Annotated in this window: 12 protein-coding genes; 8 read left to right on the top strand and 4 right to left on the bottom strand. The window is 43.0% G+C overall.

From position 1 onward, the window contains the following. Window positions 1–50: 50 nt before the first annotated feature. The 4 genes from AACW06_RS05215 to AACW06_RS05200 all read right to left on the bottom strand — a co-directional run bounded on the left by AACW06_RS05215 (window position 51) and on the right by AACW06_RS05200 (window position 4,171). Complete coding sequence (locus tag AACW06_RS05215; protein ID WP_192074289.1) at window positions 51–1,148, bottom strand: succinylglutamate desuccinylase/aspartoacylase family protein; 1,098 nt, start codon at window positions 1,146–1,148, stop codon at window positions 51–53. Further along, a complete protein-coding gene (gene rimK / locus AACW06_RS05210; protein WP_192074288.1) occupies window positions 1,108–2,013 on the bottom strand; it encodes a 30S ribosomal protein S6--L-glutamate ligase in 906 nt (301 codons plus the stop codon). Before rimK ends, AACW06_RS05215 begins: the two co-directional genes overlap by 41 nt. Then, window positions 2,013–2,453 (bottom strand): ATP-dependent zinc protease family protein, encoded by a 441-nt coding sequence (locus tag AACW06_RS05205; protein ID WP_053310900.1) that lies wholly within the window; start codon window positions 2,451–2,453, stop codon window positions 2,013–2,015. The genes rimK and AACW06_RS05205 overlap by 1 nt, the downstream gene beginning before the upstream one ends. A gap of 245 nt (window positions 2,454–2,698) precedes the next feature. Then, the gene (locus AACW06_RS05200) at window positions 2,699–4,171 is read right to left on the bottom strand and encodes a beta-Ala-His dipeptidase (RefSeq protein WP_192074287.1); all 1,473 of its coding nucleotides are present in this window, start codon (window positions 4,169–4,171) and stop codon (window positions 2,699–2,701) included. 892 nt (window positions 4,172–5,063) lie between these two features. Between AACW06_RS05200 and AACW06_RS05195 the strand changes: the two genes are divergently transcribed. The 8 genes from AACW06_RS05195 to ribD all read left to right on the top strand — a co-directional run bounded on the left by AACW06_RS05195 (window position 5,064) and on the right by ribD (window position 12,900). Then, on the top strand, window positions 5,064–6,356 hold the full coding sequence (locus tag AACW06_RS05195; RefSeq protein ID WP_192074286.1) for an NCS2 family permease: 1,293 nt from the start codon (window positions 5,064–5,066) through the stop codon (window positions 6,354–6,356). Between the two features lie 52 nt (window positions 6,357–6,408). Then, on the top strand, window positions 6,409–6,873 hold the full coding sequence (gene tet(34) / locus AACW06_RS05190) for an oxytetracycline resistance phosphoribosyltransferase domain-containing protein Tet(34) (RefSeq protein WP_192074285.1): 465 nt from the start codon (window positions 6,409–6,411) through the stop codon (window positions 6,871–6,873). A gap of 86 nt (window positions 6,874–6,959) precedes the next feature. Continuing rightward, entirely contained in the window at window positions 6,960–8,207 is a 1,248-nt protein-coding gene (frsA, locus tag AACW06_RS05185; protein WP_192074284.1) for an esterase FrsA, read from the top strand. Between the two features lie 100 nt (window positions 8,208–8,307). Continuing rightward, complete coding sequence (crl, locus tag AACW06_RS05180; protein ID WP_192074283.1) at window positions 8,308–8,697, top strand: sigma factor-binding protein Crl; 390 nt, start codon at window positions 8,308–8,310, stop codon at window positions 8,695–8,697. Window positions 8,698–8,819: 122 nt separating this feature from the next. Further along, window positions 8,820–9,959: a glutamate 5-kinase gene (proB, locus tag AACW06_RS05175; protein WP_192074282.1), complete on the top strand. Its 1,140-nt coding sequence runs from the start codon at window positions 8,820–8,822 to the stop codon at window positions 9,957–9,959. Between the two features lie 15 nt (window positions 9,960–9,974). Next, window positions 9,975–11,225, top strand: coding sequence for a glutamate-5-semialdehyde dehydrogenase (locus tag AACW06_RS05170; protein WP_192074281.1), 1,251 nt, complete (start codon window positions 9,975–9,977; stop codon window positions 11,223–11,225). Window positions 11,226–11,350: 125 nt separating this feature from the next. Continuing rightward, on the top strand, window positions 11,351–11,800 hold the full coding sequence (gene nrdR, locus AACW06_RS05165; RefSeq protein WP_053310908.1) for a transcriptional regulator NrdR: 450 nt from the start codon (window positions 11,351–11,353) through the stop codon (window positions 11,798–11,800). Between the two features lie 5 nt (window positions 11,801–11,805). Beyond that, the gene (gene ribD / locus AACW06_RS05160; protein WP_192074280.1) at window positions 11,806–12,900 is read left to right on the top strand and encodes a bifunctional diaminohydroxyphosphoribosylaminopyrimidine deaminase/5-amino-6-(5-phosphoribosylamino)uracil reductase RibD; all 1,095 of its coding nucleotides are present in this window, start codon (window positions 11,806–11,808) and stop codon (window positions 12,898–12,900) included.

Below are 12,900 nucleotides of genomic sequence, written 5' to 3'. Positions count from 1 at the left end.
TCAGACGTGATAAAACCAAGCCCTTATTAATGAGGGCTTGGTTTTTAGAGCTAGACCATTGAAGGTGGGGTAATGTGACCTGTAGTTAATGGTTCTAAATCGGTATCTGCGACTTCTTCAATGAAGTCTCCAACGACTTGTTCAACCATATCATCACTTTGTGAGAAGTATGCAAGGTGAAAAACCGCATCGCCCTCATTAACCAAAGGCAAAGTTTGCTGACCAATGACAATGCCACCTTTATTCGCTTTTAATTCAACCTCAACGTGGCCTAATGGTGAGTTGATATAAGCCAGAACTTGGCCTTTTTCTACTTTATCACCCAAGGTGACTACGGTTCTTAAAATGCCATCGCTTTCAGCTCGTAACCAACTGGTTGATTTTGCAATGATCGACGTCGGGATCGACTTTCTGCTTTTTCTCATCATACCGATAGCTTGCATGGTTCGTTTGACACCAACAATGCCTGCATTGATAGCAAGAGGATCAAATTTTAAGGCTTCACCAGCTTCGTAGGTTAGTACCGTAATGCCAGATTTTTCAGCCTCACTTCTCAGAGAACCATTGCGCAGTGGCGAATCGATAATCACTGGCGTCGCAAAAGATTGAGCCACACATAATGTTTCTGGGTTCGATAGGTCAGCGCGAATCTGTGGCAGATTGGTGCGGTGAATCGCCCCCGTGTGTAAGTCAATAATGTAGTCACAGCGCAGTGCGACTTGAGAAAAGAATGTGTGTGCCATACGAGAGGCTAAAGAGCCTGTTTCGCTACCGGGAAAGCAGCGATTGAGATCTCGTCTATCAGGTAAGTAACGTGATTTATGGATGAAACCAAATACGTTTACAATGGGTACAACGATCAGCGTTCCTTTAAGTTTCAAAGGATCAACTGAGTTAATCAACTGACGAACTATCTCAACACCATTGAGTTCATCACCATGAATAGCGGCATTGACCATGAGTGTTGGGCCTGACGAAATTCCGTTTATGATTTCGATGGGAATGGATAAAGGGGAGTGTGTATAAAGCTTAGCGGCTTCTAGTTCGATAGCTTTCCGTGTTCCTGGGGGAATGACTTCCCCCAGAAATTCAAATTCCTTATTTTTTTTAACCTTTGCCACGTGTTTTTGTTCCTTTTGTTGCCGCATTTTTTTCGATAAATTCGACAATCATCCCTGCAATATCTTTACCAGTTGCGGCCTCAATACCTTCCAGACCAGGAGATGAGTTTACTTCCATGACAAGTGGACCACGTTCTGATCTTAATAGATCAACACCAGCAACGTTAAGTCCCATTATTTTTGCAGCCTCGATAGCAGTGCGTCGTTCTTGAGGAGTAATCTTAATTAAAGAAGCTGTACCACCACGGTGAAGGTTTGAGCGGAATTCACCCTCAGCACCTTGACGTTTCATCGCTGCAATGACTTTATCACCAATCACAAAACAACGAATATCAGAGCCACCCGCTTCTTTGATATACTCTTGCACCATGATGTTGGCCTTAAGGCCCATGAATGCTTCAATGACACTTTCTGCTGCTTTGCGCGTTTCCGCTAACACTACACCGATGCCTTGTGTTCCTTCAAGTAATTTAATTACCACTGGAGCACCGCCAACCATTTCGAGTAAATCTTTAACGTCATCGGGCTTGCTAGCAAAGCCAGTGATCGGCATACCAATACCTTTACGCGACAATAATTGCATTGAGCGTAGTTTGTCTCGAGAACGGCTGATCGCAACCGATTCATTGACAGGATAGACTCCCATCATCTCAAATTGACGTAAAACAGCAGTACCATAAAAAGTAACTGAAGCACCGATACGAGGAATAACCGCATCAAACCCCGCCAACTCTTCACCTTTAAAGTGAATTTCTGGCTTGTCTGAATTGATATTCATATAGCAACGTAACGCGTCGATAACCTTGACTTGGTGACCACGATCTTTACACGCTTCAATCAAACGTTTGGTTGAATAAAGCGAAGAGTTACGTGACAGAATACCAATTTTCATTATTTGTGCTCCTCGAAAGCGATTAAAAAGGATTGTGTTGGGTCAACGACAATCTTATTGTGCATAGCGGTACGGCCTAACAGCATGCGAAAAGCCATGTTTTCACGGTTGGTTAAGGTGATCTCTATTGGCCATATTTGACCACCTAAACTGACTTCAGATTCAATCACGTAACGTGTTTCTTCATGGCCGCCTGAATCACGTACGGTGCGTTCATCTACCACTTTTGCTTCACAAACGACGACTTTTTCATCATTCCGTTGTAAAGGGTGGATCCAAAAGCGAACCCAAGGCGCTTCTTCCTTCGTAAAGCTTTCTACTTTAAATGCGTGCAAGCAAGACGTACGAGCTCCGGTATCTATTTTTGCTTTGATTTTTTCAATACCTAACGCTGGAAGGCAAAGAGTTTCCCGCCATCCGACAATCATTTTTTCTTTCATCGCAGTTTCAATCTTTTTGAGAATTAAAGATAACGCTAAGGATTAAGCGCTATCATCGATACAACAACGTGCTGTAATCGCTAGAAGAGAGTGTGGTGAATAACTCTAGGAACTTCAAGGGGGCGAACTCTAACAGTGGCTTAAAGTGTGCGCTAATGAATAAATTTTTTCTTATCGATAAATTTTTTTGATAGAAATCAAGTGAAAACAAAATACCGGGCTAGATAGCCCGGTAAAGTCATTAATTATGCTTTGGTTGGGATGGCTTCCAGTAGAGCAACCATCTGATCCCAGAAAAGATCCACAGTGTCGATTTTTACCTTTTCATCTGGGGAGTGAGGGAATTTGATTGTAGGGCCAAATGAAACCATATCCATTTCAGGATAAGGTTTTTTGAACAGGCCACATTCAAGTCCTGCGTGGATAACCATGATATTTGGTCTATGACCGTAGATACCTTCATACATATCACGGAAAATAGCCATGATTTCAGAATCTGCATCAGGCTTCCAGCCAGGATAGGCGCCAGAAAATTCAATCTGAGCACCAGCAAGTTCAGCGACAGAGGTCAGCATACCTTCAACTTGGCTGCGACCAGAGTCAATCAAAGAACGGATCAAACACAGGACAGTTACGCTATTTTCTGCCGTAGTAATCACGCCAACGTTCAGTGACGTTTCAACCACACCTTCAATTTCATCGCTCATACGGATCACGCCATTTGGACATGCATTTAACGCAGCAATAAAACGTTGTTGGTCTTCGATAGTAAATACAGTTTTAGCATCATCTTGCACTTCATTGAAGGAAACGATACTGGTTTCAACACGTCCAAGTTCTTCTTTAAGAAGGTCTGTGTAGAAGCTAAATAGTTGATCCAGCCTTGCTTCATTTTCTTTAGGTAAGGCAACAGTAACAAAAGCTTCACGAGGAATCGCGTTACGCAAGCTACCACCACGAAACTCAACTAGGCGTAGTTCAAGTTGTTGTGCGTGGCCAGCTAAAAAACGAGCAAGCAGTTTATTAGCATTACCGCGACCAGTATGGATGTCGCAACCTGAGTGGCCGCCTTTTAAGCCTTTCAATGTCAATTGACGAGTGACATAGTTACTTGGCGTGGCATCACGTTCAATACTAAATGTCATTGCGCCATCAATGCCGCCTGCGCAGCCCATGTATACTTCGCCTTCTTGCTCTGAGTCAGTGTTCAGAAGAATGTCGCCTTCTAGCCAACCTGCTTCTAGACCGAAAGCACCAGTCATCCCCGCTTCTTCATCGATTGTCAGCAGTACTTCAATAGGACCGTGTTTGATCCCATTAGAAGCCAAAACGGATAAACAAGCAGCCATACCAATGCCGTTGTCAGCACCTAAGGTTGTACCTTTAGCTGTTACCCACTCACCGTCGATGTAAGGCTGAATCGGATCTTTAGCGAAGTCATGTTGCGTATCTTCGTTTTTCTGCGGCACCATATCGATATGTGCTTGTAACACGACACCTTTTTTATGTTCCATTCCGGGAGTGGCTGGTTTTTTAATAAAAACGTTACCAGTTGGATCGCGGCGAACTTCTAAGCCTTGCTCTGTTGCCCACTGGATAATGTATTGGGCAAGTGCTTCTTCATGCTTCGAGGGATGCGCAATAGCACAGATTTTATCGAAAAATTGCCAGATAGGTGTGGATGATAACTTACTGATTTCAGAATAAAACTCAGACACGGAAGGCTCCTTTTATTTGAGTTTGCCAGATCAAGGTGAACAAGATGATTCTCTGGATAGAGATTGATTGATCATAGCGTGACTTTTGTTATTCACAGCATACCACTCCAGGCAATAGGCTAGTAGCCTGCTTTGAGAGGAATTATTTGAGTGAAATCATTGTTGGATCGTACATAGTGTACAAAGGAGATTACACATAGGTGTTTAGGCTCTTATTAATGACTACTTCTACTTATAATTAAATTGATATTAATGTAATTAAATTACCAAAAGCGAATGAAATAGATCAATAAAAGAAAAATGTGTGATTTAAGTCACCAAAGTAGTTGTAATTTAATTTCTTGGTGGTATATTTGTAACCAACTTCGAAAGCGAAGAAAAAATGCTCAAAGGATGAGTCCGTTTTATCGCCTCCAGGGAACCGAGAAATCAAGTAATACTCAATTGATTTAATAAGGTGATAGTTATGAAAGGTTTACCATCTGCAATGTTCTGGCTAAACAAATCTGTTTACACAAGTAACTTTGCATACCCAACAAGCTTTGGTTACTAAGACTCAAAGCATGTTATCTGAACGTTATGTTCACCCCCTATATATTGGAATTTTTTGACAGTCAATTTGACTTAGATGATTCGCCGCCACCTCAATGAGGTGGCGTTTTTTTTATCTGTAATTTGGCTTTATTACTTCAAATCACTGCGCTAACCATCCTAATAAATTGATGAATTTGCAATCGAAATCCCTTGTTTTTATGGGATTTAACTCATATTGACAGCCAAATTTCCTTCATATCAAAACAAATTGCGTCTGGAATTTGTGATCTGATGTCTCTATAATCCACAGCCAATCGATTACGCAACCGTTTACTTTTTACCATTATAGGACTCGATCATGCTCGAAAGGCTATTCAAACTCAGTGAAAATGGCACCAACGTGCGCACTGAGGTTATCGCAGGGATTACCACCTTCCTTACGATGGCATACATTATTTTTGTTAACCCTGCGATCTTAGCGGATACAGGTATGGATCGCGGTGCCGTATTTGTTGCTACTTGTTTAGCGGCAGCTATTGGCTGTTTTATTATGGGCTTTGTTGCAAACTACCCAATCGCCCAAGCTCCAGGGATGGGGTTAAACGCATTCTTCACTTATGCGGTTGTGCTTGGTATGGGCTATACATGGCAAGTTGCTTTGGCGGCGGTGTTTGTTTCTGGGATCCTGTTTATATTTCTCAGCATATTTAAAATTCGTGAATGGATTATCGAATCTATTCCTATGTCATTGCGGACAGGCATCTCAGCGGGTATTGGCCTTTTCCTTGCTTTTATTGCATTGAAAAATGCAGGAATTGTGGTCGATAACCCGGCAACATTGGTGTCTGTTGGTGCGATTACTTCATTACCTGCGGTGTTAGGTGCCATTGGCTTCTTCTTAACTATTGCTTTGGTGCACCGTGGTCTTAAAGGTGCCGTTATGATCGCTATTCTGGCGGTAACTGGCCTTGGTTTAATATTTGGTGATGTGCAATGGCATGGTGTTATGTCGACACCACCAAGTATTGCTCCAACATTTTTACAGCTTGATTTCTCAGCCATTTTTGACGTTGGTATGATTTCAGTGGTTTTTGCTTTTTTGTTTGTCGATTTATTTGATACTGCTGGTACCTTGGTTGGGGTGGCACAAAAAGCAGATTTAATTGGTAAAGATGGCAAAATTCCTCGCTTGAATAAGGCACTGCTTGCCGATTCAACCGCAACTTCTATTGGTGCGCTATTGGGAACGTCTAACACCACTTCTTACATTGAAAGTGTCGCTGGTGTTTCTGCGGGTGGTCGTACAGGTTTAACCGCCGTGGTCGTTGGCATTTTATTCTTACTTGCATTATTCTTCTCACCATTAGCTGGAATGATCCCAGCGTATGCAACGTCAGGTGCATTGTTTTATGTGGCCATTTTGATGCTTTCTGGCCTAGTGAGTATTGATTGGCGCGATCTGACTGAAGCGGCTCCAGTCGTTGTCACTTGTTTACTGATGCCTTTGACATTCTCTATTGCAGAAGGTATTTCACTTGGTTTTATCGCCTATGCAGCCATTAAGCTGTTTAGTGGCAAAGGACGCAGTGTATCGATGAGTGTGTGGGTTATGGCTGCTATCTTTATCTTCAAATACATCGCCTCTGCGTAATGGCAGGCAGATTATTTAAATTATTAGATTTATAACAATTAGGTTTATAACAATGAGCAATAAATTCATTATCACTTGGGACAACATGCAGACTTACTGCCGTCAATTAGCAGAAAAACAAATGCCAGCAGAACAATGGAAAGGTATTTGGGCTGTCAGTCGTGGGGGTTTAGTACCTGGTGCAATCTTGGCTCGTGAATTGGGAATTCGTCACGTTGATACCATTTGTATCTCTAGTTATGATCATGATCATCAGCGTGATATGACCGTCATTAAAGCACCAGAAGGTGATGGTGAAGGTTTCTTGATTGTTGAAGACTTAGTTGACAGTGGTGATACAGCTCGTAAATTACGTGAAATGTACCCTAAGGCTAAATTAATTGCGGTTTGTGCTAAACCTTCAGGTGTTGATTTATTGGATGACTATGTTGTCGATATTGCTCAAGACACTTGGATCGAACAGCCTTGGGATATGACGATTCAGTACGCTGAACCTATCAATCGTAAACAAAAATAAATCTTTTTGTGTTTATTTGAAAAAGGCCCTTTATAGGGCCTTTTTTTTGATTACTATAACCTTATCGCTCTCAACAGAATCGGCTTATGTCTGAACCTAAAAGCAAAAATCTCTCTGAAACCTTATTCCAAAAGCATAAACAAGCGAAAGAAACCTCGGCACTCATTCGCTATATGCCAAGCAGCCAAGAAGTCTTGGACAATAAAAAACAGCAGGAAGGGTATGCTTGGTATCGTAACTTAAGGCGTCTGCAGTGGATTTGGCAGGGTATCGATCCGGTAGAGCAAGAAGAAATACTGGCAAAAATCGCTTCATCGAAGCACTCAAGAACACATGACGAGTGGTTGGATACGGTGATGGGATACCACGGGGGCAATTGGTCTTATGAGTGGACAAAGCTTGGTATGCGACATCAAAAAAGGGCGAATAACAAGCAAAGTGAGGAGGCGGCAAATGAACTTTTTTCTGCGTCTTTGTGTTTTAGTATTGCCGGTTACCCTCATCTAAAAAATGATAACTTGTCCTTGCAGGCTCAAGTGCTAGCTAACAGCGCTTATAGTGAAGCGTCAAAACTGACGAGTTACGTTATTAAGCAAATAGAAGTACCGTACAAAAACAAAAAGATCATCGTTAACCTTCATTTACCTAATACCGATAGACCTCATCCCGTTATCATGGTGAGTGCTGGCTTAGACAGTTTGCAAACGGATATGTGGCGTTTATTCCGTGATTATTTAGCTCCACGCGATATTGCGATGATCACCATCGATATGCCTTCTGTTGGTCACAGTTCTCATTGGCCATTAACTGAAGATTCTTCATGCTTACACCAAGCGGTGTTGCATGAGTTATCGCGTCTACCTTGGGTTGACCATCAAAAAGTCGGACTTGTTGGTTTTCGATTTGGTGGTAATTCAATGATAAGACTGTCTTTTTTAGAACAGGATAAGATCAAAGCATGTGTCTCGTTAGGAGCTCCTGTGCATGATATTTTCACCTCTCCAACCAAGTTAAAGCAAATGCCTAAGATGTATCTAGATGTTTTGGCTTCACGTTTAGGTAAGGAGGCCGTTGATATTGATAGTCTCTCTAGGCAAATGATGGCTTGGTCATTGAAAATCCAAGGGTTCTTATCGAGTCGTCGCACTAAAGTACCTATTCTTGCGTTGGGCTTAGAGGGCGATCCAATTTCACCTTACTCTGATAACCAGCTTGTTGCGTTGTTTAGTGAATATGGCAAAGCTAAGCAGATAAAAAGCAAAACAATTTCACAAGGATATGAGCAATCCCTCGATTTAGCGATAAAGTGGTTAGAAGATGAGCTATTTAGGTGACTTTTCCTCTAATTTAGTTAAGCATGATATAAGTATGCCTTAACGAGCATATGAACAATCAAAAATAATGATCATTCTTAACATTGAAATGGAGAGTCATATGTCAGAGATGACCCAAGCCCCGACTCATTATCGTTTGTTGGCCGCATTAAAGGCTATCGGTCCTTATCTACGTGAAGGGCAGTGCCGAGAGGAGCACTACTTGTTTGATTGTCTTTCTGCCTGTGTTAACGATAAAAAATCCCCAGAGAAAAGAGAATTTTGGGGATGGTGGTTGGAGCTTACCAAAACAGAATCTGGGTTTGACGCTAAGTATCATGCAGGACGCTATAACTTGGCTGGAACGTGGGATGCCGATACGATTCCCAAATCAGTACAATCAGAAGTAAAACGTACTCAAGAAGATTTTCATGCAAAATTGGTTTCGGCCTTGTATGAACGATTTGAATTGACGGTTGAGATTACTGAAGATTCTGCTGAATTCGCCTGATTTCCTTTCTCTTGCCATTCTAGTGAGTAAAAAGGTGCTTTTTAGCACCTTTTCTGCTTGTGAATTTTCGCTTTGATTGTTAAAACATCCTTTCTTATGTGTTTTCCATTTCAGAAGAAATCATGACAACGAATCAACAAAGCGGAAAAGCAATGCAACTTCAAACCGTCGTTGTGAAGCTAGGGACCAGTGTTCTAACCGGTGGTACTTTAGCGTTAGACAAAGCTCATATGGTTGAGCTTGTACGCCAATGTGCCGAACTGAAAAAACAAGGCCACTCTGTGGTGATTGTATCATCTGGTGCGATTGCCGCAGGTCGAGAGCACCTTGGTTACCCCGCACTGCCCAACGCAATGGCAAGTAAACAACTGCTTGCTGCGGTAGGGCAAAGCCAGTTGATTCAAGCTTGGGAGTCACTTTTTGCTATCTACGGTATCAAAATAGGGCAGATGCTTCTTACTCGCGCTGATCTTGAAGACCGTGAACGCTTTCTTAACGCTCGTGACACCGTCAATGCCTTAATCGATAATAACATCATCCCTGTGGTGAATGAAAACGATGCCGTGGCTACAAGTGAAATCAAAGTTGGCGATAACGACAATTTATCGGCATTGGTTGGTATTTTGTGTGGTGCGGACAAGCTGTTGTTGCTGACTGATCAAAAAGGTCTTTTTACAGCTGATCCACGTAAAGATCCAAACGCAGAACTAATTAAAGAAGTTAAAACCATTGATGATACTTTACGCAAAATTGCTGGTGGCAGTGGCACTACATTAGGTACTGGTGGTATGGCAACCAAACTGCAAGCGGCAGATATTGCACGCCGTGCTGGTATTGAAGTGATCATCGCGGCTGGTCGTGCCCATAACGTGATTTTTGACTCATTAAGTGATAAGCCGCAAGGCACACGTTTTTTACCGTGTATTGAAGCGTTAGAAAACCGTAAACGTTGGATCCTAGCCGGCCCTGCTGCTTCGGGTGACATTGTGATAGATGATGGTGCTGTGAATGCTGTCGTAGGTAAAGGTAGCAGTTTGCTCGCCAAGGGTGTGCTTGAGGTACGAGGCAAATTTGCACGTGGAGAAGTAGCGCGTGTCACTGATCGTCGCGGTATGTTGGTTGCCAAAGGGATCGCTGCTTATTCAAGTAAAGATCTAGCGAAAATAACCGGCAAACACAGTAAAGATATCGGTTTGATTTTGGGCCACGATTACGGTTCTGAAGTCATCCATCGCGACGATTTGGTCGTGATCCAAGAATAATTGAGGGAGAGACTCGTGGACTTAATCAACATGGGAAAAGCGGCCAAAGGGGCGGCTTTTCACCTTGCGACAGCATCAACGGCACAAAAAAATGCTGCGCTCGCCATCATAGCTGATGAGCTAGAAGCTAATCTTGAAACCATTCTTGCTGCAAATGCGAAGGATATTGAGCTTGGTCGTGACGCTGGTTTAAGCGATGCGCTGCTTGATCGACTGTTACTCAATGAATCTCGTCTTAAGGCGATTGCTAGCGATGTGCGTAATGTGATCGGCCTTAATGATCCTGTCGGTAGTGAAATTGACAGTAAAGTACTAGAAAATGGTATGTCATTATCGCGTCGCCGCGTACCGCTCGGTGTGGTTGGGGTTATTTACGAAGCGCGCCCTAATGTAACCATTGATATTGCGGCTTTATGTTTAAAAACAGGGAACGCCAGTATTTTGCGTGGTGGTAAAGAGACCTTTTTCTCCAACATGGAGTTGGTCAAAGTTATTCAGCTTGCGCTTGAGAAAGCAAAGCTTCCTGCCGCTTCCGTGCAATACATTGAAAAGCCAGATCGCGAGCTTGTTTCACAGCTACTGAAGTTGGATGACTATGTCGATATGATCATTCCTCGTGGTGGGGCTGGCTTGCATAAAATGTGCAAAGAAAATAGCACAATACCGGTAATTATTGGTGGGTTTGGTATCAGTCATATTTTTGTCGACCAGTCGGCTGATTTAGACAAATCGGTGGATGTGATTGAAAACGCTAAAGTACAACGCCCTTCTGCGTGTAACGCGTTAGATACATTGCTCGTGCACCAATCGATTGCGAGTGAATTTTTGGCCAAGCTGGTGCAGCGCTTAAGCGGCAAAGTTGAATTTGTTGCAGAGCCAAAAGCTAAAGCCTTGATGGGCGATACTAAGCAATTGCGAGAGGCTGTTGATGGTGATTTCGATACCGAATGGCTAAGTTATACCTTGGGCGTGAAGGTGGTGAGTGATGTTCAGCAAGCTATCACTCATATGCGTGATCATAATGCGAGCCATTCTGACGCGATAATGACTAACGATTTGTTTAATGCCGAACTCTTCATTAATGCGGCTGGTTCTGCGGCAGTCTACGTTAATGCTTCGACTCGATTTACCGATGGGGCGCAGTTTGGACTCGGCGCTGAAGTGGCAGTATCAACACAGAAGCTGCATGCTCGTGGACCCATGGGGTTAGAAGAGCTCACCAGTTATAAATGGGTTGGAAAAGCGAACTACTTATCTCGTCAATAAATGACCTCGGTGTCGCAGTTAACAAAACCTACTAAACATTGGTTGAAAAGGGGCTACGCGGCCCCTTTTGCTTTCAACTTCGCCACCAATTCCGTTACACTAATGCACATTGCTATGGAGGTGATATGCATTGTCCTTTTTGTTCAGAGAACGACACCAAAGTCATTGATTCGCGCCTGGTGGCAGATGGCCATCAAGTACGTCGTCGTCGCCAATGTCTAGCGTGTAATGAGCGTTTTACTACGTTTGAATCAGCTGAATTATTGATGCCGAAAGTCATTAAGTCGAACGGTAATCGTGAACCATTTAATGAAGATAAAATGGTCGGCGGTATCCAGCGCGCACTCGAAAAACGTCCTGTTAGTGCTGATGCTATTGAGCTTTCAATCAGCATGATTAAGTCTCAGCTACGTGCGACCGGAGAACGGGAAGTACCAAGTGAAATGATTGGTAACTTAGTGATGGATCAGCTAAAAGAACTCGATAAAGTCGCTTATATCCGTTTTGCTTCTGTATATCGCAGCTTTGAAGACATTCGTGAATTTGGCGAAGAAATTGCGAAGTTGGAAGACTAACCGCCATGTATACTCCGTTTGATTATCAAATGATGGCGCAAGCGATTGCACTCGCGAAAGGTGGCCAGTTTACTACTGCTCCTAATCCCAACGTTGGATGTGTGATAACCCAAGGTGATGAAATTGTTGGTCAAGGCTTCCACTATCGAGCTGGAGAAGCACATGCTGAAGTTCACGCTTTGCGCATGGCTGGTGGCCGTACTGAGGGTGCTACGGCATACGTAACTCTCGAACCATGTTCGCATTATGGCCGAACACCACCTTGTGCCGAGGGATTGATCAAAGCCAAAGTTGCTAAAGTGATTTGTGCAATGCAAGACCCTAACCCGCAAGTAGCTGGGCGTGGAATTCAAATGCTGCGAGATGCAGGGATTGAGGTCGAAGTTGGGTTGTTAGAAGCGGATGCTATCGCACTTAATCCGGCATTCATCAAACGCATGCAAACGGGTATACCGTTTGTACAGTTGAAAATGGCCGCAAGCTTAGATGGCCAAACCGCACTTAGTAATGGGCAAAGTCAGTGGATTACCTCGGTAGCGGCTCGGCGTGATGTGCAGCATTTTCGTGCTAAAAGTGGGGCCATTTTATCAACCAGTAAAACTGTTATCGAAGATAATGCTTCATTAACGGTTCGTTGGAATGAGTTACCAGAATTGATTCAAGATAGTTATTCTCAAGCTGAACTTCGTCAACCGATCCGCGTTATTTTAGATCGTCAAAAACAACTGAATATATCACTCAACCTTTTCCATGATCCAAGTGAAATCATCTCGCTAACTGCAGATCATCGAACGTTACTCAATCAAAATGATCAATTTGATTTGACGCGAACCTTTGAATATCTCGCTCAGCAACACAATATTAATCATTTGTGGGTTGAAGCCGGAGCAACGCTTGCTAAGTCATTACTGCAAGCCGATCTGGTGGATGAAATTATTCTCTATCTAGCCCCTAAAATAATGGGCAGCGATGGCCGAGGTTTATTTGGCGCATTAGGGTTATCCTCTATGGCCGAGGCCTTAGAGTTAACAATTAAAGATGTACGACAAGTTGGGCCGGATATTCGGATCACAGCTGTACCGAAACTAAAAGATAAATAA

It is taken from the genome of Vibrio sp. S12_S33 (assembly GCF_963889785.1).
Classification (GTDB): Bacteria; Pseudomonadota; Gammaproteobacteria; order Enterobacterales; family Vibrionaceae; genus Vibrio; species Vibrio aestuarianus.
The sequence above is the reverse complement of the archived record's forward strand: the minus strand, read 5'-3'. Positions and strand labels throughout refer to the sequence as shown.

Coding starts and splice junctions, on each gene's coding strand:
- AACW06_RS05215 (WP_192074289.1), bottom strand. CDS start 1,148: ATGCGGCAACAAAAGGAACAAAAACACGTGGCAAAGGTTAAAAAAAAT.
- ribD (WP_192074280.1), top strand. CDS start 11,806: ATGTATACTCCGTTTGATTATCAAATGATGGCGCAAGCGATTGCACTC.
- nrdR (WP_053310908.1), top strand. CDS start 11,351: ATGCATTGTCCTTTTTGTTCAGAGAACGACACCAAAGTCATTGATTCG.
- frsA (WP_192074284.1), top strand. CDS start 6,960: ATGTCTGAACCTAAAAGCAAAAATCTCTCTGAAACCTTATTCCAAAAG.
- rimK (WP_192074288.1), bottom strand. CDS start 2,013: ATGAAAATTGGTATTCTGTCACGTAACTCTTCGCTTTATTCAACCAAA.
- proB (WP_192074282.1), top strand. CDS start 8,820: ATGACAACGAATCAACAAAGCGGAAAAGCAATGCAACTTCAAACCGTC.
- crl (WP_192074283.1), top strand. CDS start 8,308: ATGTCAGAGATGACCCAAGCCCCGACTCATTATCGTTTGTTGGCCGCA.
- AACW06_RS05205 (WP_053310900.1), bottom strand. CDS start 2,453: ATGAAAGAAAAAATGATTGTCGGATGGCGGGAAACTCTTTGCCTTCCA.
- AACW06_RS05195 (WP_192074286.1), top strand. CDS start 5,064: ATGCTCGAAAGGCTATTCAAACTCAGTGAAAATGGCACCAACGTGCGC.